At 61.1% G+C, this 23,519-nt stretch carries 26 protein-coding genes and 1 tRNA gene; 19 read left to right on the top strand and 8 right to left on the bottom strand.

Translation table 11 applies throughout. The features are described from left to right. The first annotated feature begins 5 nt into the window (after positions 1-5). The 4 genes from ASE04_RS10595 to ASE04_RS10580 all read left to right on the top strand — a co-directional run bounded on the left by ASE04_RS10595 (position 6) and on the right by ASE04_RS10580 (position 3,417). A complete protein-coding gene (locus tag ASE04_RS10595; RefSeq protein WP_056816307.1) occupies positions 6-965 on the top strand; it encodes a 2-hydroxyacid dehydrogenase in 960 nt (319 codons plus the stop codon). 90 nt (positions 966-1,055) lie between these two features. Continuing rightward, positions 1,056-1,406, top strand: coding sequence for a hypothetical protein (locus ASE04_RS10590; RefSeq protein WP_056816304.1), 351 nt, complete (start codon positions 1,056-1,058; stop codon positions 1,404-1,406). Between the two features lie 171 nt (positions 1,407-1,577). After that, a complete protein-coding gene (pncB, locus tag ASE04_RS10585) occupies positions 1,578-2,882 on the top strand; it encodes a nicotinate phosphoribosyltransferase (RefSeq protein WP_056816302.1) in 1,305 nt (434 codons plus the stop codon). Positions 2,883-3,063: 181 nt separating this feature from the next. Then, on the top strand, positions 3,064-3,417 hold the full coding sequence (locus tag ASE04_RS10580) for a hypothetical protein (RefSeq protein WP_056816299.1): 354 nt from the start codon (positions 3,064-3,066) through the stop codon (positions 3,415-3,417). 158 nt (positions 3,418-3,575) lie between these two features. Here the strand turns inward: ASE04_RS10580 and ASE04_RS10575 are convergent. Beyond that, a tRNA-Ser gene (locus ASE04_RS10575) sits at positions 3,576-3,665 on the bottom strand. A gap of 225 nt (positions 3,666-3,890) precedes the next feature. Between ASE04_RS10575 and ASE04_RS10570 the strand changes: the two genes are divergently transcribed. From ASE04_RS10570 to deoA, 9 genes are all read left to right on the top strand, one after another. After that, entirely contained in the window at positions 3,891-4,208 is a 318-nt protein-coding gene (locus tag ASE04_RS10570; RefSeq protein WP_056816297.1) for a hypothetical protein, read from the top strand. Positions 4,209-4,491: 283 nt separating this feature from the next. Further along, a complete protein-coding gene (locus tag ASE04_RS10565; protein WP_056816295.1) occupies positions 4,492-5,484 on the top strand; it encodes a BMP family lipoprotein in 993 nt (330 codons plus the stop codon). Positions 5,485-5,554: 70 nt separating this feature from the next. Next, positions 5,555-7,066: an ABC transporter ATP-binding protein gene (locus tag ASE04_RS10560; protein ID WP_056816292.1), complete on the top strand. Its 1,512-nt coding sequence runs from the start codon at positions 5,555-5,557 to the stop codon at positions 7,064-7,066. A gap of 7 nt (positions 7,067-7,073) precedes the next feature. After that, the gene (locus tag ASE04_RS10555) at positions 7,074-8,177 is read left to right on the top strand and encodes an ABC transporter permease (protein ID WP_056816289.1); all 1,104 of its coding nucleotides are present in this window, start codon (positions 7,074-7,076) and stop codon (positions 8,175-8,177) included. Positions 8,178-8,187: 10 nt separating this feature from the next. After that, entirely contained in the window at positions 8,188-9,159 is a 972-nt protein-coding gene (locus ASE04_RS10550; RefSeq protein ID WP_056816284.1) for an ABC transporter permease, read from the top strand. A 4-nt stretch (positions 9,160-9,163) separates the two neighbouring features. Next, positions 9,164-9,553, top strand: coding sequence for a cytidine deaminase (locus tag ASE04_RS10545; protein ID WP_056816281.1), 390 nt, complete (start codon positions 9,164-9,166; stop codon positions 9,551-9,553). After that, positions 9,550-10,356 carry a purine-nucleoside phosphorylase gene (locus tag ASE04_RS10540; RefSeq protein WP_056816277.1) on the top strand — a complete coding sequence of 269 codons (807 nt, stop codon included), beginning with the start codon at positions 9,550-9,552 and terminating at the stop codon, positions 10,354-10,356. The genes ASE04_RS10545 and ASE04_RS10540 overlap by 4 nt, the downstream gene beginning before the upstream one ends. Further along, entirely contained in the window at positions 10,353-11,129 is a 777-nt protein-coding gene (deoC, locus tag ASE04_RS10535; protein WP_056816274.1) for a deoxyribose-phosphate aldolase, read from the top strand. The genes ASE04_RS10540 and deoC overlap by 4 nt, the downstream gene beginning before the upstream one ends. 1 nt (position 11,130) lies before the next feature. Then, positions 11,131-12,438, top strand: a complete 1,308-nt coding sequence (gene deoA / locus ASE04_RS10530; protein WP_056816270.1) for a thymidine phosphorylase — start codon at positions 11,131-11,133, stop codon at positions 12,436-12,438. A gap of 2 nt (positions 12,439-12,440) precedes the next feature. Here the strand turns inward: deoA and ASE04_RS10525 are convergent, their stop codons facing one another. The 7 genes from ASE04_RS10525 to ASE04_RS10495 form a co-directional block, all read right to left on the bottom strand. Continuing rightward, positions 12,441-12,980, bottom strand: coding sequence for a TIGR02281 family clan AA aspartic protease (locus ASE04_RS10525; RefSeq protein ID WP_056816266.1), 540 nt, complete (start codon positions 12,978-12,980; stop codon positions 12,441-12,443). A 159-nt stretch (positions 12,981-13,139) separates the two neighbouring features. Then, complete coding sequence (gene upp / locus ASE04_RS10520) at positions 13,140-13,769, bottom strand: uracil phosphoribosyltransferase (RefSeq protein ID WP_056816263.1); 630 nt, start codon at positions 13,767-13,769, stop codon at positions 13,140-13,142. 108 nt (positions 13,770-13,877) lie between these two features. After that, positions 13,878-14,846 (bottom strand): adenosine deaminase, encoded by a 969-nt coding sequence (locus tag ASE04_RS10515; protein ID WP_056816259.1) that lies wholly within the window; start codon positions 14,844-14,846, stop codon positions 13,878-13,880. Next, the gene (locus ASE04_RS10510; RefSeq protein WP_056816255.1) at positions 14,843-16,063 is read right to left on the bottom strand and encodes a phosphopentomutase; all 1,221 of its coding nucleotides are present in this window, start codon (positions 16,061-16,063) and stop codon (positions 14,843-14,845) included. The genes ASE04_RS10515 and ASE04_RS10510 overlap by 4 nt, the downstream gene beginning before the upstream one ends. Before the next feature lie 102 nt (positions 16,064-16,165). After that, positions 16,166-16,747: a TadE/TadG family type IV pilus assembly protein gene (locus ASE04_RS10505; protein ID WP_056816251.1), complete on the bottom strand. Its 582-nt coding sequence runs from the start codon at positions 16,745-16,747 to the stop codon at positions 16,166-16,168. After that, complete coding sequence (locus ASE04_RS10500) at positions 16,747-17,364, bottom strand: TadE/TadG family type IV pilus assembly protein (protein ID WP_056816247.1); 618 nt, start codon at positions 17,362-17,364, stop codon at positions 16,747-16,749. The genes ASE04_RS10505 and ASE04_RS10500 overlap by 1 nt, the downstream gene beginning before the upstream one ends. Positions 17,365-17,451: 87 nt before the next feature. Then, positions 17,452-17,868, bottom strand: coding sequence for a pilus assembly protein N-terminal domain-containing protein (locus tag ASE04_RS10495; RefSeq protein WP_056816242.1), 417 nt, complete (start codon positions 17,866-17,868; stop codon positions 17,452-17,454). Between the two features lie 402 nt (positions 17,869-18,270). Here ASE04_RS10495 and ASE04_RS10485 point away from each other — a divergent pair, with 402 nt between their 5' ends. From ASE04_RS10485 to ASE04_RS10460, 6 genes are all read left to right on the top strand, one after another. Next, positions 18,271-18,450 carry a Flp family type IVb pilin gene (locus ASE04_RS10485; protein ID WP_056816236.1) on the top strand — a complete coding sequence of 60 codons (180 nt, stop codon included), beginning with the start codon at positions 18,271-18,273 and terminating at the stop codon, positions 18,448-18,450. A 77-nt stretch (positions 18,451-18,527) separates the two neighbouring features. Continuing rightward, positions 18,528-19,043: an A24 family peptidase gene (locus tag ASE04_RS10480; protein ID WP_056816232.1), complete on the top strand. Its 516-nt coding sequence runs from the start codon at positions 18,528-18,530 to the stop codon at positions 19,041-19,043. A gap of 107 nt (positions 19,044-19,150) precedes the next feature. Next, a complete protein-coding gene (gene cpaB / locus ASE04_RS10475) occupies positions 19,151-19,966 on the top strand; it encodes a Flp pilus assembly protein CpaB (RefSeq protein ID WP_056816229.1) in 816 nt (271 codons plus the stop codon). 11 nt (positions 19,967-19,977) lie between these two features. After that, complete coding sequence (locus ASE04_RS10470) at positions 19,978-21,480, top strand: type II and III secretion system protein family protein (protein WP_056816226.1); 1,503 nt, start codon at positions 19,978-19,980, stop codon at positions 21,478-21,480. Further along, positions 21,477-22,223: a CpaD family pilus assembly protein gene (locus ASE04_RS10465; RefSeq protein ID WP_056816223.1), complete on the top strand. Its 747-nt coding sequence runs from the start codon at positions 21,477-21,479 to the stop codon at positions 22,221-22,223. The genes ASE04_RS10470 and ASE04_RS10465 overlap by 4 nt, the downstream gene beginning before the upstream one ends. A 16-nt stretch (positions 22,224-22,239) precedes the next feature. Beyond that, positions 22,240-23,517, top strand: coding sequence for an AAA family ATPase (locus ASE04_RS10460; protein ID WP_056816218.1), 1,278 nt, complete (start codon positions 22,240-22,242; stop codon positions 23,515-23,517). Positions 23,518-23,519: the final 2 nt, after the last annotated feature.

Genomic DNA, 23,519 nt, shown 5'->3' with positions numbered 1-23,519 from the left:
CGATCATGTCCGCAAAGCCACCCATTCTCGTCGACCTGAAGTTCGACCCTGACACCGTTGCCCGCATCCTGAAAACCGCCTTTCCGGATCGCGGCAGCATCAGTCTCGCGGATCCTGTGAACAAGGATCGCGACCTGACCCGTATCGACTATGCGCTTCTCTGGAAGCCAGGTGCGGACCTCTTCACCCGTGCACCCAATCTGAAGGTCATCTTCTCGGGTGGCGCCGGCGTCGACAGCTTCATGAACCTGCCGGGCTTGCCCGACGTCCCGATCGTTCGCTTCTCCGACCGTAGCCTGACGACACGAATGAGCGAATGGGTGGTGATGCAGTGCCTGATGCATCTTCGCCAGCAGCATCAGCATGACAAGGATCAGCGGTCGCGCATCTGGGGAAAGCTAGTTCCGCCCGAGGCGTCAGAGATTACCGTCGGCATCATGGGCCTCGGCGTGCTCGGGCAGGATGCGGCATACAAGCTGAAGGTCATGGGCTTCAACGTCATCGGATGGTCGCGCAGCCGCAAGGATATCGACGGCGTCGAGACGTTCGATGCCGGGCAGCTCGATGAATTCCTCGCAAAGACCGATTTCCTCGTCGGCCTGCTGCCGCTGACGCCGGAGACAACAGGCTTCTACAACGCGGCGCTGTTTTCGAAGCTGCGGCAGGGCGGTGCGCTCGGCAAACCTGTGTTCATCAATGCCGGTCGTGGCAAGAGCCAGGTGCAATCGGACATCGTCGTCGCCATTGAGGGCGGCGTGCTCGGCGGCGCGTCGATCGACGTCTTCGCGGTGGAACCGCTTGCCTCCGACGATCCGCTCTGGGGGTTGGAGAACGTGTTCATCACGCCGCACGATGCGGCCGTGTCCGACGAAACCGCCCTCTTCCGGCACGTCGAGCGCCAGATCGCCCGCCACGAGGGTGGCGAGCCGCTGCAGTTCGTCGTTGACCGGCAGCGCGGCTACTGACGGCAGGAACCATGCTGCTTGCCGTTCGTTTTCCTTCGAGATGAGTTGCCGGGCCGATGATGGCTCGCGCGACATCGGAAGGAGAAAAGCATGGCTCACCAGACGGAAACGCGCTGGGAAGAAGCAGACAAAAAGCTTCACGCCGAGGAGACGATTTCACCTGTGAACGCGAAGCAGGGCCGTTCAGGCACGCGCATTCTCGTGGTCCTGCTCGCAGCTCTGGTGCTTGCCTTCATCGTTTGGATCCCTGTGGAGATCTGGGGCAAGAAGGAAGCAGCGGACGTTGCTCCGCAGCAGCCCGGACAGCAGATGCAGTCGGAGCAGCCGGCGCCGCCGCCATCGCCGGCAGTGCAGAACGGCAACGCTGTTCCGACCGAAACGCAGTCTCAGCCTGCGGCTACGAATACCGCGCCGGCACCGCCGAAGACGCCTGCACAATAAGAACGGGGCGGATCAAGGCGGTCACCACCAGACACCCTGTCGGACAGCCGGCAGGGTGTTCTTCTGTTTGCGCTGGACTTTACCGGCTGATTTTTCGATAAGAAGCGCACGAGCCGGTCTTCGTGCGTGGGCTTATGACGCATATGCCTGGTTCGGGAATGGGCGGAGTTCATGGCCAAGACCGATATCGCAAGGCGCGTTTATAACCACACCTGGAAGCTCGATCCGATTGTTCGCAGCCTGATCGACACGGACTTCTACAAGCTGCTCATGCTGCAGATGATCTGGAAGCTCTATCCGGATGCCAACGCAACCTTCACGCTGATCAACCGGACCAAGCGCGTACGGCTGGCAGAAGAGATCGATGAGGGCGAACTGCGCGAGCAGCTCGACCACGCGCGTTCGCTGCGGCTCTCCAAGAAAGAGACGATCTGGCTGGCTGGTAACAGCTTTTACGGACGCGCGCAGATCTTCGAGCCCGAATTTCTCGCCTGGCTTTCGCATTTCCAGCTGCCTGAATACGAGCTGTCGAAGCGCGACGGCCAATATGTGCTCGACTTCCACGGTTCGTGGAAGGACACGACCATGTGGGAAATCCCGGCGCTTGCCATCATCAATGAGTTGCGCTCGCGCACCGCCATGAAGGCGCTTGGACCGTTTACGCTCGATGTGCTCTACGCCCGCGCCAAGGCGCGGATGTGGGAGAAGGTCGAGCGGCTGCGCGAACTGCCGGGCCTGCGCATCTCCGACTTCGGTACGCGCCGCCGCCACAGCTTCCTGTGGCAGCGCTGGTGCGTCGAGGCGCTGAAGGAAGGCATCGGTCCGGCCTTTACCGGCACCAGCAACGTCCTGCTCGCAATGGACTCCGATCTCGAAGCCGTGGGCACGAACGCCCACGAGCTGCCGATGGTTGCCGCAGCCCTTGCCCAGACCGACGAAGAGCTGCGCAATTCACCCTACAAGGTGTTGCGGGACTGGAACAAGCTCTATGGCGGAAATCTGCTGATCGTCCTTCCGGATGCATTCGGCACGACCGCCTTCCTGCGCGACGCGCCCGAATGGGTCGCCGATTGGACCGGCTTCCGGCCGGACAGCGCGCCGCCGATCGAAGGTGGCGAGAAGATCGTCGCCTGGTGGAAGAAGATGGGTCGTGATCCGCGCCAGAAGCTGCTGATCTTCTCCGACGGGCTGGATGTCGATGCCATCATCGACACCTACAAGCATTTCGAGGGCAAGGTGCGGATGAGCTTCGGCTGGGGCACCAACCTCACCAACGACTTTGCCGGCTGCGCACCGACCGAGATCTCCGGGCTGAACCCGATCTCCATCGTCTGCAAGGTCAGCGACGCCAACGGGAGGCCTGCGGTCAAGCTCTCGGACAATCCGCAAAAGGCGACCGGCGACCCGGCCGAGGTCCAGCGTTACCTGAAGTTCTTCGGAACGGAAGATCGCGTCGATCAGGAAGTGCTCGTCTAGGCCAAAAGTCCTATCAGCAGCAGGTTTTTCATATTGCCCCAATCTCGTCGGAGAGTGGTGGCAAAGCGTCGCGGTGCGTAAGAGCCACCGTCGGGCGGCTTATATCGTTCATGAACCGTTAAGCGCAGCGGTGTGACCTACCAACGGGTTGGGCCCTGGCTTAATCTCAACTGGAGACATGATGAAGAAGATACTGTTGTCCACGATTGCGGCTGCACTGGCTGCCAGCAGCCTCGTCGCAACGGCTGCGCCGGCCGCGGCCCAAGAGTGGCGTCGTCCGCCCTATGGCGACTATCCGCCCCCGCCGCCCCAGCGCAGGCATCACCACGACAATACGGGCGCAGCCATCGCCGGTGGCCTGGCTGCCGGCGTCATCGGCGGGCTGATCGCCGGTTCGATCGCCAACGACCGTGGTCCGCGCTACATCGACCCGCCGCCCCCACCGCCGCCGCCGCGCTGCTGGTTCGAGGATCGTCAGGTACCGAACGCCTATGACGGCGGCTGGCACATGGAAAGCATGCGCGTCTGCCGCTAACCGGCACCTGGAGCGCGTTCTGAGATAATTCGATTTGAACCCGCCGTGCGCGACAGCATGCGGCGGGTTTTTCAATGGAAGCCTGTCGAGGCGCGATTTGCCGGCGCTTCGCACTGGGCGAAGCCCGAAAACGATTAGCATTATTCTGGTTTGGAAAATGGCGGACAAGGTGGGATTCGAACCCACGGTACGCTTTCACGTACACACGCGTTCCAGGCGTGCGCCTTAAACCACTCGGCCACCTGTCCTGCTGCTTGATCTGCGTCGCGAAACGCAAATCGTTGGAACGGCGCGATATATACCGATGAATTTTCCGCGATCAACCTAAATCTAACAGTTTTTTGACTTCTTCCAGCAAAAGTGCGTGGAAGCCGCCGTTTGCAGTTTCGCTTGCAGGCCTCTACGTCCTGTGCAAGCTGGAAAATCCTCGCTGAAGCAGGCGGCGTCGCGATGTTGAATGGCCGGAGTGATCGATGCGTTTCCTATTGCGTTTGGCAAGTCTTGTTGCCCTGGCCGTTGCCGTGATCGCCGGAACGATCGATTCCATCCAGTCCGTCGCCGCTTCGTCCGTGGTGATAACGTCGATGGGAGAGGCGTGGGAAGATCTCAACGCAACGTCGTTGCAGGATCTGCAGTCATCGATTTCCTACTATGTTCATCCGCGTTTCTATACGCTCGCCTTCCAATGGCTGATGCTCCAACCGGCTTTCGCGGTGTTCCTGGTCCTGTCGCTGCTATTGTGGATGGTCGGCTACAAGAAGCTGCCACTCGCGGGCCGTTTCGCCGCCTGAAGAAGCCCAGTTGCATGAAATCCCGCCGCGTCGCTGCTTTGGCTAATATGTATAGAAAAACCGCAACCAGTGGGCGATTCTGAACAAAAATAAGCTCGTGTGAGACGATTTTCGGCATTCTCGGCAAATTTTTACCAGCCGAAAAATTTCTCGTGAATTTTTTTTTGAGCCATGCAAGGATGCGGCAAGCCAGGCCTCGGGGGAGGTCGGTGGTTCCGCAGACATGCCTGAAAACGGGCTTGCGGGAGGACCCAAACAAATAGAAACAACAGGGCTGCAACTCATGAAAAAATCCCTTCTGACTCTCCTCGCCGTGGCTGCCATGTCCACGACGGCGCTGGCCGCCGACGTCAAGCCAGCTCTCGTCTATGGCACCGGCGGGAAGTTCGATAAGTCTTTCAACGAAGCCGCCTACAACGGCGCGGAAAAGTTCAAGAAGGAAACCGGTATCGCTTATCGCGATTTCGAGCCCACCGGTGATACGCAGGGTGAGCAGGCAATTCGCAACTTCGCAAGCCGCGGCTTCAACCCGGTTGTCGCCGTCTCGTTCGCCTGGACCTCGGCAATCGAAAAGGTTGCGGCCGAATTCCCCGACACCAAGTTCATCATCGTTGACGCCGTCGTCGACAAGCCGAATGTTCGCTCGGTGGTCTACAAGGAAGAAGAAGGTTCCTACCTCGTCGGCGTTCTCGCCGGCATGGCGTCGAAGACCGGCAAGGTCGGCTTCGTCGGCGGCATGGACATTCCGCTGATCCGCAAGTTCGAGTGCGGCTACGAGCAGGGCGCGCGCGCCGCCAATGCCAAGATGGAAGTGTTCCAGAACATGACCGGCACGACCGGTGCCGCCTGGAACGACCCGGTGCGCGGTGGCGAACTCACCAAGAACCAGATCGACCAGGGCGCTGACGTGATCTACGCGGCAGCCGGCGCAACGGGTCTCGGCGTTCTGCAGACCGCAGCCGACAACAAGAAATTCTCGATCGGCGTCGATTCGAACCAGAATTACCTGCATCCGGGCTCGGTCCTGACCTCGATGGTCAAGCGCGTCGACCTCGCTGTCTACAATGCTTACGCCGACACCAAGGCTGACAAGTTCACCGGTGGCGTACAGTCGCTCGGCGTCAAGGAAGACGGCGTCTCGGCTGCTATCGACGAGCACAACAAGGCCCTCATCACGCCTGAAATGCTGGCAGCCGTCGAAAAGGCCAAGGCCGACATCATCGCAGGAACCGTCAAGGTTCACGATTACACATCGGACAACGCCTGCCCGAAGTGATCCGCGCCTGAAATTGGGCGTATGGCGAATTTGATTTCGCCGTACGCCCTTTTCGTATCTGGAGCCTGCTGTGACTGACACGCCTGCTATCGAACTTGTGGGCATCGACAAGAAATTCGGTGCCGTCCACGCCAACAAAGACATCAACCTCACCGTCGCCAAAGGCACGATCCACGGCATCATCGGAGAGAACGGAGCCGGAAAATCGACGTTGATGTCGATCATCTACGGTTTCTACCACGCTGACCAGGGCGAGATCCGGGTCAACGGCCAGGCCGTGACGATCAAGGACAGCCAAGCGGCGATCGCCACAGGTATCGGCATGGTGCATCAGCACTTCATGCTTGTTGATAATTTCACGGTGCTCGAGAACATCATGCTCGGTGCCGAGGGCGGAGCCTTGCTCGCCAAGGGCGTGGCATCGACCCGCGCCGAACTGAAGCGGCTCGAGAAGGAATACGGCCTCGAGGTCAACCCGGATGCGCTGATCGAGCAGCTCCCGGTCGGCCTGCAGCAGCGCGTCGAAATCCTGAAGGCGATGTATCGCGGCGCCGAAATCCTCATCCTCGACGAGCCGACCGGCGTTCTGACGCCAGCCGAAGCCGACCATCTATTCAAGATTCTCGGCGTGCTGCGCGATCAGGGCAAGACCGTCATTCTCATCACTCACAAGCTGCGCGAGATCATGGCGATCACCGATACGGTGTCGGTGATGCGGCGCGGCGAAATGGTCGCGACCCGCAAGACGGCTGAAACGACCGTGGAAGAGCTTGCTGAACTGATGGTCGGACGGCGCGTATTGCTGCGCGTGCAGAAGGGCGAGTCCAGTCCGGGCAAGGTCATCCTCTCCGTTCGCAATCTGACGGTGAAGGACGACCGTGGCGTCGTCATGGTCGACAATGTCTCGTTCGACGTCAGGGCCGGCGAGATCGTCGGGGTTGCCGGGGTTGCCGGCAACGGCCAGTCGGAGCTCCTGGAAGCCATCGCCGGTATCCGCAAGCCGCATTCCGGCGAGATTTTCCTCGACGGCCAGCCGATCGACAAGGCCGACCCCGCGCGCCTGCGCGAACTCGGCCTTGCGCATATCCCCGAGGACCGCCACCACATGGGCCTCGTGCTGAAGTTTGAAGAGTATGAGAACTCGGTGCTCGGCTACCATCGCAATTCGGCCTACAGCAAGGGACCGCTGCTCGATCTCGAGGCGATCCGCAAGGACGCGATGGAGAAGATCGAAAAATACGACATCCGCCCGCCGAACCCGCGCCTGAAGACGGCGAATTTCTCCGGCGGCAATCAGCAGAAGATCGTCGTCGCCCGCGAGATCGAACGCGATCCGACGGCGCTGATTATCGGTCAGCCGACGCGCGGAGTCGATATCGGCGCCATCGAGTTCATCCATCGCCGCATCATCGAGATGCGCGATGCGGGCAAGGCAATCCTGCTCGTGTCCGTCGAACTCGACGAAATTCGCGCCCTTTCCGACCGTATCCTTGTCATGTTTGCCGGCCACGTGGTCGGCGAGAAGACGCCCGATGCCGGTGAACAGACCCTCGGCCTGATGATGGCCGGCATTGCCGCGTGAGGACTTTATGAGCACTGCTTCCGTCCCGCTTCCCAATTGGATCAATTACGGCCTCATTCCGCTTTTGAACCTTGTCGTTGCCTTCCTGATCTCCGGCTTCGTCGTCTGGCTGATCGGCGAAAGCCCGCTCGGCGCCCTGTCGCTCCTGATCGAAGGAGCCCTCGGCAGCGGCGAAGGCATCGGCTTCACGCTCTACTATGCAACGAGCTTCATTTTCACCGGTCTCTCGGTTGCCGTCGCGATCCATGCCGGGCTGTTCAACATCGGCTCCGAAGGCCAGGCCTATCTCGGCGGCCTCGGCTGCGCGCTGGTGGCGCTGGCTCTTGACCATTACGTACCGTGGTACGTGACGATGCCGCTGGCGGTCATCGGCGCAGGGCTCTTCGGCGCGGCCTGGGCCTTCGTTCCAGCATTTCTGCAGGCCAAACGCGGCAGCCACATCGTCATCACGACGATCATGTTCAACTACATCGGCGCGGCGCTGATGGTGTATCTGCTGGTGCATGTCCTGATCGTTCCGGGCAAGATGGCGCCTGAGACCCGCACCTTCCTCGAAGGCGGCCAGCTGCCGAAACTCGGCTGGCTGATGAACATGTTCGGCGCAAAGCTGGGCGCGGCGCCGTTCAACGTGTCGTTCATCATCGCGCTGGTGGCCTCCTATTTCGTCTGGCTGCTGATCTGGCGGACGAAGCTCGGCTTCGAGATGCGCACGCTCGGCGTCAGCCCAAGTGCTGCCTCGTATGCCGGCATTCCCTATGCACGGACGGTCATGATCGCGATGCTGCTGTCGGGCGCGCTCGCCGGCATGATGGCGCTCAACCCGGTCATGGGCTCGTCGGCGCGCCTGCAGGTCGAGTTCGTCGGCGGCGCGGGCTTTGTCGGCATCGCCGTGTCGCTGATGGGACGCAACCACCCTGTCGGCATCGTCTTTTCCGCGATCCTTTTCGGCATTCTCTATCAGGGCGGCGACTGGATCTCCTTCGAGATGCCCACCATCACGCGCGAGATGATCCTGGTCATCCAGGGTCTGGTGATCCTGTTTGCCGGCGCGCTGGAATACATGTTCCGCCCGGCGCTCGTGCGCGTCTACCAGCAGTTCAAGGCCACGTAAGGAGCGCGCGATGGACTATTATGACATCTTCATCAGCGTTCTGAGCTCGACGATCCGCCTGTCGATTCCGCTGATATTCACGGCCCTTGCCGGGCTCTTCTCCGAACGAGCAGGCGTTTTCGACATCGGCCTCGAAGGCAAGATGCTGGGATCGGCCTTCGCGGCCGCCTGTATCGCCTATCTGACGGGTTCGCCGTGGCTCGGCCTCGGCGCCGGCATCATCTGCTCGGTGGCTCTCAGCCTCGTGCACGGCTTTGCGTCGATTACCAATCGCGGCAACCAGATCATCTCAGGCGTGGCGATCAACTTCTTCATCGCCGGTATCACCATCGTTCTCGGTGGCGCCTGGTTCGGCCAGGGGGGACGAACCCCGCAACTCCTTCCCGAGGCGCGGTTTTCGCCGATCGTACTTCCCGGCGCTGACGCAATGCGCGAGGTCCCGATCATCGGGCCGCTCTATGCGAACGTCATCTCGGGCAACAATATCCTGACCTATCTGGCGTTTCTTGCCGTGCCACTCTCCTGGTGGATCCTTTACCGGACCCGTTTCGGCCTTCGCCTGCGCGCGGTCGGCGAAAATCCGGGCGCGGTCGACACCGCCGGCATTTCCGTCAGCTGGCTGCGCTATCGATCGGTCATGTGCGCGGGAATTCTCTGCGGCTTCTCCGGCACCTACCTCGCCATCGCCCAATCCGCAGCCTTCATCAAGGACATGTCGGCGGGTAAAGGTTACATCGCGCTTGCCGCGCTGGTCTTCGCCAAGTGGAAGCCGGTTCCGGTCATGTTTGCCTGCCTGCTGTTCGGCTTCCTCGACGCACTCGGCAATTTCATGCAGGGCAAGCCTATCCCCGGCATCGGCGAGGTGCCGGTGCAGATCTTCCAGGCCCTGCCCTATATCCTCACCTGCGTCCTGCTGGCCGGTTTCATCGGCAAAGCCATCCCGCCGAAGGCCGGTGGCGTCCCCTACACGAAGGAACGTTGAGAACATGTCGCACGATCTTTTCGAAGCCGCACGCGGCGCCATGGCCTTTGCCCACGCGCCCTACTCCAAATTCCCCGTCGGCGCGGCGATCCGCGCCGAGGACGGCAAGGTCTATACCGGCGCCAACATCGAAAATCTGTCGTTCCCGCAAGGCTGGTGCGCCGAACCCACCGCGATCAGCGCGATGATCATGGGCGGCGCCAAGAAGATCGTCGAGATGGCCGTCATTGCCGAAAAGCTGCCGCTCTGCCCGCCCTGCGGCGGCTGCCGGCAGAAAATCTCGGAGTTCGCGTCGAAGGAAACCCGCATCTATCTCTGCGACGAGGCCGGCGTGAAGAAGACCATGACGATGGATGAGCTCCTGCCCTTCAGCTTCGAAACGGAACTCGGATGAAGGCGGCGCTTGACCTGCTGACCGGCAGACTGGGCAGCCATTCCCCGCGCTATGGCATCGTGCTCGGCTCCGGTCTCGGCTCGCTTGTCGACCAGCTGGAGGATACCGTGCGCATACCCTACGGCGATCTCCCAAGCTTCCCGGTCAGCGCCGTTTCCGGCCATGCTGGCGAAGTGGTTGTCGGCTCGCTCGGCGGCGTTTCCGTGATCATGCTTTCTGGCCGGGTGCATTTCTATGAGAAGGGTGATGCAGCCGCCATGCGCGCGCCGCTCGAGGTGCTGAAGGCGCTCGGCGTCGAATCCCTCATCCTGACCAATTCGGCCGGCTCGCTGCGTGAGGAGATGCCGCCCGGGTCGGTGATGCAGATCTCCGATCATATCAACCATTCCGGCATGAACCCGTTGATCGGCGAGGAAAGCGACAGGCGTTTCGTCGGCATGACCAACGCCTATGACGCCGGGCTCACGGAAGCGATGCAACGCGCTGCGAAACGGGCCAACATCCCGCTCGCCAAAGGCGTCTACATGTGGTTCTCGGGTCCGAGCTTCGAGACGCCGGCGGAAATACGCATGGCGCGTATCCTCGGCGCAGATGCCGTCGGCATGTCGACGGTTCCCGAAGTCATCATCGCTCGCATGCTTGGCATGAGGGTTGCGGCGGCCTCCGTTATCACCAACTATGGCGCAGGCATGACCGGCTCCGAACTCAGCCACGACGAAACCAAGGACATGGCGCCTGTTGGAGGCGCCCGTCTCGCTGCCATCCTCAAGGACATGATCGCAGCTGGAGGAAACGAACAATGAGCAACCATTCCCTCAAGGAAACGGCCGCGGTCGCCCTCTCCCTTCTCGACTTGACGAACCTCAAGGACGATTGCACGGAAGCCCAGATCGACGCGCTCTGCGCGCGGGCACAGACGCCGTACGGCAATACGGCCGCCATCTGCATCTGGCCGCGTTTCGTCGCGCACGCCCGCGCCATTCTCGGCAGCGGGCATTCCGTGAAGATCGCGACTGTCGTCAACTTTCCGTCCGGCGAGATGGAAGTGGCCGATGTCGCGGCCGAGACGCGCGAAGCGATTGCCGACGGTGCCGACGAGATCGACCTTGTCATCCCCTATCGCGCGTTCATGTCGGGCAGCGGCAAAGCCGTGACCGACATGGTCGCAGCGGTGCGCGCTGAATGCGTTGAACCGGTGCTGCTGAAGGTCATCCTGGAGACGGGCGAGATCAAGGATCCGGCGCTGATCCGCCGCGCATCCGAACTGGCGATCGAGGCCGGTGCCGATTTCATCAAGACGTCGACGGGCAAGGTCTCGGTCAACGCGACGCTTGAAGCGGCCGACATCATGCTGCGGGCGATCCGCCACAGCGGCCGCAAGGTCGGCTTCAAGCCGGCCGGAGGCATCGGATCGGTCGCTGATGCGGCCCTCTATCTCAGCCTCGCGGAGACGATCATGGCACCGGACTGGCCGATGCCTTCGACCTTCCGCTTCGGTGCATCGAGCCTGCTGGACGATATCCTTGCCGTTCTCGGCGGAACGCAATCGACACAATCGGCGGCATCGAGCTACTAGGATGATCCCGCAGGAAATCATCAGGCGGAAGCGGGACGGCGGCACGCTATCAGCAGAGGATATTCGCGCGTTCATCTCCGCACTGGCGGCGGGCGATCTCTCCGAGGGCCAGATCGGCGCTTTCGCGATGGCCGTCTGGTTCAAGGGCATGTCCCGCGACGAGGTCATCGCCCTGACGCAGGCGATGGCGGCCTCCGGCGACACCCTGAACTGGAGCGATATCGACCGACCGATTGCCGACAAGCATTCGACCGGCGGCGTCGGCGACAATGTTTCGCTGATGCTTGCGCCGATTGCGGCAGCCTGCGGGCTCGCGGTACCGATGATTTCCGGGCGCGGACTTGGCCACACCGGCGGCACGCTGGACAAGCTGGAGTCCATTCCGGGCTATAATATCACGCCCGATGCATCCCTCTTCCGCAAGACGGTCAGAGAGGTCGGCTGCGCGATCATCGGCCAGACCAGCGCGCTCGCGCCTGCGGATGGCAAGCTCTATGCCATCAGGGACGTGACCGCGACGGTGGATTCGATACCGCTGATCACGGCCTCCATTCTCTCCAAGAAGCTGGCGGCGGGCCTGCAGACACTGGTGCTCGACGTCAAGGTCGGCAATGGCGCCTTCATGATGGAGCCCGAGGACGCGCAGGTGCTGGCGCGGTCGCTGGTCGAGGTGTCGAACGGCGCGGGCGTGAGGACGTCCGCACTCATCACCGACATGAACCAACCGCTCGCCGATGCCGCAGGCAATGCCGTTGAGATCCGGAATTGCCTCGATTTTCTTGGCGGACGTAAGAAAGGCACGCGGCTGGAAGCGGTCGTGCTTGCCTTCGCCGGCGAGATGCTGACGGCGTCCGGCCTTGCTGCGACAGCCGAGAGCGCGACTGCCAAGGCGCTGGACGCGCTTTCCTCGGGCAAAGCGGCGGAGATCTTTGGCCGGATGGTGCACGCGCTCGGCGGACCCTTGGATCTGCTGGAGAAGCCCGATGCCTATCTTCAGACCGCGCCCTGCATCCTTCCTGTTACGGCTGAGCAATCGGGTTGGCTGCATTCGTGCGACGCCCGCCAGATCGGCATGACGGTGATCGATCTCGGCGGCGGACGACGACATCCCAACGACAAGATCGATAGCCGCGTCGGCTTCTCCGAGCTCCCGCCCATCGGCACCTATGTCGAGAAAGGCGCTCCGATCGGGTTCGTTCACGCAGCAACGAGAGACGCGGCATCTGCCGCGGCGGCCGCGCTGAAGAGCACCTACAGGATCGCCGACAGCGAGCCTGTGCTCGCCGCCGTCATCTCGCAACGTCTCTGATGCTATTGCTTTAGGCTGAGCGATCCGTCGGCGACGGAATAGGATCCGAGCTTCTTGAGGAAGCTCATGCCGACAAGCGTCGAAGACAGCGCCTCGTCTCGCAGGACGAAGGCTTCGACGTCGCGAACGCGGATGCCGCCGATCTCGACGCGATCCAGTGTGACGTGCGCGGCTTTCGTCTGGCCGTTGGCGGTGCTGACGGCGTAGCGGAAGTCCAACTGATTGGCGGTATAGCCGAGACGGCGCGCGAGGCTTTCGTTCAAGGCGACATAGGTGGCGCCGGTATCGATGAGGCCCTGCACCTGACGACCGTTTATCCTGAAATCGCCGGTATAATGGCCCTGGGCATCAGCCTGCAGGCGCATCGTGCCGAGGGACGTGGAAGCCTGAGACGGCTGGACCGTATCGACGGCGCCGGAAACATAATTCGCAGAGACCGCAGGATCTGGACGGGAAACACCGCCGGTAGCCCCGATCAACGACGGAACCTGGCTGGCAAGCACTGCGGCAATGCTTGCGAATATGATCGTACGCACGAGCATGGAGACAGAAATCCTTCCTGTATAAACCGCGCATCATGCGAGGCCATGTCTCTAGGTGCTACGCCACAATTGCTGACAAGTTACTAATGCCTCAATGAAAATGCCCCGGAAGGTCCTTCCGGGGCATCAACCACCAACATCTGGTAAATGGCGCGTTAGTTACTTCGTGCCGTACATCCGGTCGCCGGCATCGCCCAATCCCGGCACGATGTAGCCCTGTTCATTCAGGTGGCTGTCGATCGACGCCGTGAAGACGGGCACGTCGGGATGCGCCTCGCGGAAATTCTTGATGCCCTCCGGCGCCGCCAGCAGGCAGAGGAAACGGATGTTGTGGGCGCCGCGCTCCTTGAGCTTCTCGATCGCCGCGATGGACGAGTTGCCGGTGGCAAGCATCGGATCGACGACGATGATCAAACGCTCGGAAATGTCTTCGGGCGCCTTGAAGTAGTACTCGACGGGCTGCAGCGTGTCGTGGTCGCGGTAGACGCCGATATGCGACACGCGGGCCGACGGAACGAGATCGAGCATGCCCTCCAGGAGACCGTTTCCGGCGCGAAGGATCGACGCGAAAACGAGCTTCTTGCCTTCGAGGATCGGCGACTCCATGGCCTGCATGGGGGTCTCGATTGTTTCCATCGTCAGCTCGAGGTCGCGGGTGACCTCGTAGCACAGCAGCGTCGATATCTCGCGCAACAGGCGACGGAAACTTCCGGTCGATGTTTCCTTGCGCCGCATGATGGTGAGTTTGTGCTGCACAAGCGGATGATCGATGACCGTAACGCCGTCCATGGCCGAGCCCTTTCTTTAGCTATTCTTATAGGATGTTTCTTTCATGGAAATCGCGTCCGCTGCAAGAGCGGACGACGATTTGCATTACTGATCCCCAATCAGGGACGCTCAGAGGCGTGCCAGAAGCGTCCTGCGCGTCTCTTCGTCCACAAAGGCTGATTCAAGGCCTGTGCGCGTCAGTTCGTCGATCTCGCTATCGCTAAAGCCGAAGGCGCTCGCCGCGAGATCATACTCGCGCGCAAGCGACGTATGGAAGAACGGCGGATCGTCGGAACTGATGGTCACCCGCACGCCTGCCTCCTTGAGGCGTCGCAGCGGGTGGGCGGCAAAATCCGGAAAGACCTGCAATGCGATGTTCGAGCCGGGGCAGACTTCGAGAACCGTGCCCTGCTCCGCCAGGCGGCGCACCAGGGCTTCATCCTCGATCGCCCGCACGCCATGACCGATGCGGGACGGACGCACGACATTAAGCGCATCGGCGACACTGAACGGTCCGCAGACTTCACCCGCGTGGATCGTCAGCCCAAGACCGGCATCGCGCGCGATGTCGAACGCCCGGGCGTAGTCCGCGACGCGGCCCATGCGTTCCTCGCCGGCAAGATTGAAGCCTGTGATCAGCGGGTTGCGTGCTTTCGCGGCATATTCGGCGGCGCCGACAACGCTGTCGGGACCGAAGTGCCTCTCACCTGTGACGATCAGCCGGGCCACGATTCCGTTTGCAGCCTCCGCCCGGCGGATGCCTTCGCAGACGCCGGCAATGTAAGCGTCGGCGCCAAGGCCGATGCGCTTTCCGTGATCGGGCGAGACGATCAGCTCGCTGTAAATCGTGCCGACCGAGGCGAGCTCGCCGAGATAGGTTTCCGTCAGCAGGGCATAGTCTTCCTCGGTCTTGTAGACTTCGGAAATCTTGTCGTAGCACTGCAGGAAACTTGCAAAGTCGTGCCAGACGTAGGCTCCGTCCTTCAGGTGTTCGGCGATGTCGATGTTGTATTTGCGGGCCTGCCCCAATGTCAGGGAGGGAGGAGCCGCCCCTTCCAGATGACAGTGCAGTTCGACCTTCTTCAAATGGCCGGTCATAGAAAGCTTCTCCCATGCTGGCCGGTCGGTATGCGCAGATGCCGGGCGATCGTCTCGCCGATGTCGGCGTAGGTCGAGCGAATACCGATATCGCGGGGGCGGAGCCCCGGGCCATAGGCAATGATGGGCACCCGTTCGCGGGTATGATCCGTGCCGCGCCAGGTTGGATCGCAGCCGTGATCGGCGGTCAGAATAACAAGGTCGCCGGGCTTCAGCTTGCCGCCGACTTCGGGCAGGCGGGCATCGAACGCCTCAAGGGCTGCCGCATAGCCCGGAACATCGCGACGGTGGCCATAGACCATGTCGAAATCGACGAAATTGGTGAAAACCAGGTCGCCATCCTCGGCGGTATCCATCGCGTCGAGCGTCGCGTCCATCAGCGCCTGGTTGCCGTTGGCCTTGATCACCCGCGAGACGCCCTGATGGGCAAAGATGTCGCCGATCTTGCCGACGGCATGGACGTTACGCCCTTCCTTTACCAGACGGTCCAGCAGCGTCGGCTCCGGTGGCGGAACCGAGAAGTCGCGACGATTTCCGGTTCGCTCAAAGCTTGCCGCCCGCTCGCCGACGAATGGGCGAGCGATGACCCGCCCGATGTTCATCGGGTCGAGCAGCGCACGCGCGATCGCGCAGAAGGTCATCAGCCGGTCGAGACCGAAATGCGTCTCATGCGCGGCAACCTGAAAGACCGAGTCCGTCGAGGTGTAGCAGATGGGCTTGCCGGTCCGGATGTGTTCTTCGCCGAAGCGCGCGATGATATCGGTCCCCGATGCGTGGCAATTGCCGAGAATACCGGGCACATCGGCGGCGCGGCACAGCGAATCCAGAAAGTCGGGCGAAAACGCATCACCCTCAGTGGGAAAATAGCCCCAGTCGAAAGTCACCGGCGTTCCGGCGATCTCCCAGTGGCCTGACGGCGTATCCTTGCCGCGGGAGACCTCGTTGGCGGAGCCGTAGGTCGCGTAAATCTTCTCGGGCACCGGCATTCCTGCCGGGAAGCGACCGGAAGCGGCCTTCGCGAGATGCAGCAACCCCAACGCCGACATGTTCGGAAGCTGCAGCGGGCCAGCGCGCAGCCCTTCGCGGTCCCCTGCCCCGGCGGCGCAGAATTCCGCTATATGGCCGAGCGTATTGGCGCCCTCGTCACCATAGGTCGTTGCATCAGGCGCACCGCCGACTCCGAAGGAATCCAGAACGAACAGAAAAGCACGCGGCATGGTTCACCCGATAGCAAAGCGCGCCTGACGTCTGCAGGCTGCGAAAGGCCAAGCCTTATATCGGTCGTGGTGACTTGGCAAATATCGCGGGGAACGGAGCCGTCAGCAATCGCTGCAGGCGACGTCGTCACCCTGACGCTGGCGATAGTAGTAGGTCCGGCTGATCGTCAGAGTGCTTTGCTTCGACACGAGGTTCGGCGCGAACGCGAAGAGGAACAGCTGGTACGGCACTGTGATCTCGGCACGAACAAGGAAGCTGCTTGCTTTCTTCAGATCCGTCGGCACCGTGACCGCCGAGTTTGCGGCATAGGGCGCGGAGTTGTCCTGGGCCCAGGACCACTTGACCTTCGGATTGGCGGACGAGTCGATCGTGATGCCGGTAATCTTCAGCGTCATTCCCGTTGTCGGGTACGGAGCAAAGATCGCACTTGCGACCGAGGGCATATCGGCCAGCCAGGACTTCGTGACGCTCTGCTGCTGGGTTACGACGTCGGCAACCGACGCCGCCGATCGCGCGGCGCGCTTGCTGAGGCTCAATCCGATGGTAATCTCGAACGCACCGACATAGAGCACGACGAGGATCGGAAACAGGATGGCGAACTCGATTGCACCGACCCCCTCGCGATCCCTCGCGAAACGAGCGCCGAGTCTTCTCAATTTCAGAAGAGCGTTACGAAAGGCCATCACGGATACTGCTCGTTCTGGAAAGCCGCGGTCGCGACGATGAGGAAATAGGCCGACGAGCCATCGGCGGGCCGTACGCTGGAGATGTAGGGACGGATAAGGTCTGTTATGACCTGCCAGCGATAGTAGGCCCTGACCATGTTGATGGTCCCGGCACCGCCCGGCGCGTATTGGAAGGCTGAAGTGTTGATATCCGCGTAATTCGCCGTCGACACCTTCGGAATGGTTGTCGGGATGGCCGCGAACGTCGAGAACTTCTGCACGTCGACATAAAGCTTGTTGGGCGTGGCGGCCTCTGTCGTCGAGCATTTGATCAGGACGGAGATCTCGTTGCAGAGCGCAGTGCGAAATGCCGTGCGGTCGGTGTTCGCAAGCGTGATCTGACCCGTCCGTATCTTGCGGCTCAGCGTATCGACAGCGCTGGAAACGAGTTGTTCGCCCGCGAAGGCGACGAAGGTCTCGATGATCGCGAAGACAATCATGAAATAGGGAATCGCGAGCAGGGCAAACTCGATCGCCGCCGATCCATCGCGAGAGCGCGCGAAAGCGGCAATTGACCGTCGACGTGTCCATCCCCGCCGTCTGGCCCCTTCCGCTGTCTGATCCAATTCCGTCATGGTTTTTGTCCGAACAGCTTTGATCGCGCAGTCTTACGCGACGAGCGTTGATTTTTCGTTTCAGAGCGGCTCAGAAGTTTAACGAGCTTAGTTGGCTGCTGCGGCCGAGGTTTCGTTCGAGGGCGCGCTGTGCTGCTCGCAATTCGGCGTGCAGGACAGGACCGTCCGTTCCGTCTGGCGGAAAACACGCACGGTGTTCGCTTCGTCGATCGAGACGAGGATGCTCTCGTCAAGAATTGCGTTGCCGTCCGAATCGAGAAGGACAAGATTGGTGCTGCCGAAGCTTCTGCCGGTCAACACGATCGTCTTGGGGTCGGCGACCGTCGCGTCGGCGACCTTGGCATTGCCGATGATGACCTTGCTGACAGGACGGTCAAGCTTCAACACGCGCGCCTGATCCATATAGACGCGGAGCATTTCGGATTGCTGCGCTACGGCCGCGTGTGAGAGACCCGCGACGGCAAAAGCGCTGGCGAGAAATATCCTTTTGCCGCTCGGTGACATCCACTTTTCTTTCGCGATCTTAATGGAACCTAGCGCCAGCATGGGAAAAAATGGTGAACGAAGATTTAACCGATAATGATTCATCTTGTAGGGCGCGAGATAGGCTCGATTTGGAGCATGTGGCACGGAGCGTTCCAGCACAGGCGGCGACACGAGCGAACGGCGAAAACCGTGGTTTCCAGGAACTCCTATAGTATCAAGAAGACGTTAGGCGATAATACTTCGAATTTTAAGCTTCGCTCGAAGGCAACACTTACCATATTCAAAGCGCTAATCCTGTTTACGTATCGGTAACTCAATTCTTTAAGTTGATGGAAAGCGCCACTCGCTAGGGTAGGCCAATCCGATCAACGGCAAACAGTTGGCGGACGTGCTGAACATCAACTGGAGTTAGGAGTTATCATGACCAAGCTTGTAAGCCGTTTTCTCAAGGACGAATCCGGCGCGACCGCAATTGAATACGGCCTGATCGCAGCGCTCATTTCCGTAGCGCTCATCACCGGTGCATCCGCTCTCGGCAGCAAACTGAACATCATGTTCAACAACCTGTCGAACACGATCAGCAGCAAGACGCCGACCTGATTAGCACTGCGTGCGAATTTTGTTCTCAGAGGCTCACGGGCAGATGACCGTGAGCCTCTAGTGCTTGGGGAGCGAATATGACTGAAGCGGCAATTTTTCTGATTTTCCCGCTGTGCCTGGCGATCGCCGCAGTGTCCGATATCCTCACGATGACGATCCCGAACAGGGTATCGATCATCCTCGCCGCAGCATTTGTTCCGATCGCCTTCATGGCGGGTCTGCCGCCAGCCGCCATCGGCATGCACCTCCTAGCCGCTGCCGCCGTGTTTGCCGCCTGCTTCGCGCTCTTCGCGCTGAACGTCATGGGCGGCGGAGATGCGAAGCTCCTGACAGCCGCTGCACTTTGGTTCGGATACGATCCCTCGCTTGCCGCTTTCGTCGTCTATGTCGGCATCATCGGCGGCGCCGTTACCCTCGTTATTCTTGGGATCCGGATGTATTCGGATGTCATACTGGCGACCGGCCTGCCGGTTCCCCATTCCATCCTTACGGCCAAGAAGGTTCCTTACGGTATAGCGATCGCGATCGGAGGCTTTCTTGCCTTCCCCCAAAGCCCGCTGTTTCTCGCCGCGCTGGAAGCCGTGAAATCCTAGGAATTAAGGTAGAATTAACCTAAATCCGAAGGCTTTCGTTAACCATAATTACACCAATTGGGGTCCATTCTCCGGGACGAATATCTCGAATCTCCGGGGAATGACCAATGAAACCCGCCCGAATTCTAATACTTGGAGTGGCCGTCGTGGCTGCCGGCCTCGCCGGCATACTCGCGATGAGCCTTGCCGGGCGCGGGTCGGTCATTACCCAGGTACAATCCGTCGTCGAGAAAGAGCCGACCGTAAACGTGCTCGTTTCGAGTGCCAACCTGCCGGTTGGTGCGCGCCTCGACGACAAGGCCGTACACTGGATGCCGTGGCCGCAGGGCGGCGTTGTCCAGGGCTTCATCACCGAATCGGAAAAGCCTGAAGCCATCAAGGATATGCAGGGCGCCGTCGTGCGCCTGCCGATCTTTGAAGGCGAACCGGTTCGCGCGGAGAAGATCGCCGACTCCAGCAGCAAGATCATGTCGTCGCTGCTGCCATCCGGCAAGCGTGCGGTGGCGACCGAAATCTCAGTTGCGACAGGTGCGGGCGGCTTCATCCTACCGAACGACCGCGTCGACGTCATCATGGTGCGCAAGGCCAAGAGCGGTGACAAGTATCTCACCGAAACCGTGCTGAGCAACGTGCGTATTCTCGCCATCGACCAGCAGATCCAGGAGAAAGAAGACGGCTCCAAGTCCGTCGTCGGCACGACGGCGACGCTGGAGCTCACTCCCGACCAGACGAAAGTCCTGGCCGTTGCACAGCAGATGGCGGACCGGCTTTCACTGGCGCTTCGTTCCGTTGCCGATGCGCGCGAGCAGGATACGACCGCAGCCGACTACCTGCTGAGCGGCGACAACGGCAGCTCGATCGTCCAGGTCATCAAATCCGGAGCGATCGTCACCGACAGCACCGGCGCGGCAAAGGCCGAGTAGAGGAAACGCTAATGGGCAATTCAACGCGGTACATAAAGCCTTTGCTGGCGGGCTGCCTATCCTTGGCGATCGGTGTAACCGGCATGGCGCCGGGCTTCCTGCCCGGCGATTTCGGCGTGCGCGCGGCACTTGCCGAGTCCGATGGCATGGTCACCATCACGCAGGCCGGCCCAGGCGCGCACCGCAGCCTGAAGCTCGGGTTGAAGAAGGCGATCGTGGTCGATCTGCCTGTCGATGCGCATGATATCCTCGTTTCCGACCCGTCGATGGCGGATGCCGTCACCCGTTCTTCGCGCCGCATCTACCTTTTCGGCAAGACCGTGGGACAGACCAACATCTTCATTTTCGGCGCCGACGGACAGCAGATCGTCAGCCTCGACATCGCCATCGAACGCGATGTCGCCGGGCTCGAAAGCAATCTGCGCCGCTTCATTCCCGATTCCAACATCAACGTCGAGATCGTCTCCGACAACATCGTATTGACAGGCACGGTGCGCACGCCGCAGGACGCGGCGCAGGCCGCGGATCTCGCCCAGGTCTTCCTGAAGGGCGGCGAAGCGACCACCCGAACGGAAACCGCGAGCGGCCAGGGCGGCGACAGCTCCGTCGCGCTCTTTGCCGAAGGCCGACAAACCTCGCAGGTCATCAATCTCCTGAAGATCGAAGGCGAAGACCAGGTAACGCTGAAGGTGACGATCGCCGAAGTGCGTCGCGAAATCCTCAAGCAGCTCGGCTTCGACAACCTGGTTTCCAACTCGAAGGGCCTATCGGTCGCGCAGCTCGGATCTCCAAACGTCGACAGCGCCACGGCAACCATCGGCGGCGGCCTGGCAGCACTGTTCAAGAGCTCGATCGGCAAATACGACATCTCGACCTATCTCAGCGCGCTGGAACAGGCGAAGGTCGTCAAGACGCTGGCCGAACCGACGCTGACCGCGATCTCAGGCCAGGCCGCGACGTTCAACTCCGGTGGTCAGGTCCTCTATTCGACGACCGACAACGACGGCAACGTCACGATCGTTCCTTACAACTACGGCATCAACCTCGCCTTCAAACCGGTCGTGCTCTCCTCGGGGCGCATCAGCCTGCAGATCAAGACCAATGTGTCGGAACCGGCGCCGTCGGTCTCCGGCTCGACGCCGACCTATCAGCGGCGTTCGGCCGAAACCTCCGTCGAGCTTCCCTCGGGCGGCTCGATCGCGCTCGCCGGCTTGATCCGCGACAACGTTGCCCAGACCTCGAACGGCACGCCAGGCGTCAACAAGATTCCGTTGCTCGGCACGCTGTTTCGCCAGCGCACCGTCGAACGTGACGAAACCGAGCTCGTGATCATCGCGACGCCGTATCTGGTACGCCCGGTCGCACGCAACCAGCTCAATCGCCCGGACGACAACTTCAGCCCGGAAAACGATGGCGCGGCATTCTTCCTCAACCGCGTGAACAAGGTCTACGGGCACCAGACGCCTGTTGCCGACGCGCAGTTCCACGGCTCGATCGGGTTCATCTACAAATGAGCGGAGCGGTAGCAATGACAAGAGATAGAGATCATTCGATGACTCGGAACAGCACGACCCGCATCGCAAAATCCAGGTGCGTGGTCGCCGTTGCGGCGATGGCCGCTGCTCTCCTTTCGGGCTGCGCATCGCATGACGACCTGACCACCGGCGGCATTCCTGACGACTATCGCCAGCGCCACCCCATCGTCGTTACCGAAGCGGAGCAATCCGTGGACATCCCGGTTGCCTCGACGGACAGACGCCTCAACACGGCGCAGCGTGACATGATCCGTGGCTTCGCCCAGAATTACGGCTCCAGAGCGACAGGCCCAGTCTACCTGATGACGCCTGAAGGCTCGCCGAACGCCGCGGCCGCACGCCAGCTGCGCGGGCAGGTTCGCGCCGAACTTTCAGCGCGCGGCATCTCAAGCTCGAAGATCGTCAACAGCTCCTATGGTGCCGGCGCCACCGGCGATTCCGCGCCGATCCGGCTGACCTTCGTCGGCACAACGGCCATGACCTCGCAGTGCGGCCAGTGGCCGAAGGACATGATCAACGACTTCAGCAACCAGAACTATTACAACTTCGGCTGCGCCACGCAGAACAACCTCGCCGCACAGATCGCGAACCCGGAAGACCTGGTCGCGCCGCGTGGCATGACCCCGATCGATGCGACGCGCCGCAACGCCGCCATCAAGGAATATCGCGAAACGACCACGACGATCGATGATGTTGCTGCCTCCGGCTCAAGCACCTTTTGATCGGTAAGGATTGACGATGAGCACGGTCGAATACGAGATCAAGAATACCGCGGAACTCCGGCACGCAGAGGACGCGATGCGCATGGCGGAGCTCGAAGGCATGCGACCGCTGCCGCGCATCTCCATTCACGCCTTCTGCGAAAGCGAGGAACTGCAACGCACGATGGAGCGCTGCAGCAACGATCGCCGCATGTCGAAGGTCAGCATGCGCGTGACGAGCGGCGGCATCGCCGCGGCGGCAAACATGTTTGCCGGTGCGCCGACGCCAAACCTGATCATTCTCGAAACGCGTGCGACGAGCAGCAGCCTGCTCAGCGAACTGGCACCGCTCGCTTCGGTCTGCGATCCTTCGACGAAGGTCATCGTCGTCGGCTATCACAATGATATCTCGCTCTATCGCGAGCTCATCCGCAACGGCATTTCCGAATACATGGTTCAGCCGGTCGGCATGGCCGACCTGATGTCGGCGCTGGCGGCAATCTTCGTCGATCCAGATGCGGAGCCGCTTGGCAGAAGCATCGCCTTCATCGGCGCCAAGGGCGGGGTCGGTTCATCGACGATCGCCCACAACTGCGCTTTCGGCATCTCGCGCCTGTTTTCGACCGAAACCATCCTCGCCGATCTCGACCTGCCCTATGGTACGGCAAACATCGACTTCGACCAGGATCCGACGCAGGGCATCGCCGAAGCCGTCTACGCGCCCGAGCGTCTCGACGAAGTCTTTCTCGACCGTCTGCTGACGAAGTGCTCGGAGCATCTTTCGCTGCTCGCGGCGCCTTCCATCCTCGACCGCTCCTATGATTTCGAGGGACAGGCATTCCAACCGGTTCTGGACGTCTTGCAGCGCAGTGCGCCCGTTACCGTTCTCGATGTCCCGCATGCGTGGTCGGAATGGACGCGTTCGGTTCTTGGCAGTGTCGACGAAGTCGTCATCTGCGCGTCCCCGGATCTCGCAAACCTGCGCAACACCAAGAACATGATGGATGCGCTGCGCAAGATGCGGCCGAACGACAAGGCGCCTCACCTCATCCTCAACCAGGTGGGCATGCCTAAGCGCCCGGAGATTACGCCCTCCGACTTCTGCGAGCCGCTGGAGACGGATCCGATCGCGATCATCCCGTTCGACAGCAACCTCTTCGGCACGGCTGCCAACAGCGGCCGGATGATATCGGAAATGGATGCAAAGTCGCCGACGGCGGAAACCTTCTCACAACTGGCGCACATCGTGACCGGCCGTATCGCTGTCAAGAAGGCAAAGAAGGGCGGTCTTCTTGGTCTGCTGAAGCGCAAATGAGA

Origin of the sequence: Rhizobium sp. Root708 (assembly GCF_001429725.1) — a bacterium.
Classification (GTDB): domain Bacteria; phylum Pseudomonadota; class Alphaproteobacteria; order Rhizobiales; family Rhizobiaceae; genus Rhizobium.
The sequence above is the reverse complement of the archived record's forward strand: the minus strand, read 5'-3'. Positions and strand labels throughout refer to the sequence as shown.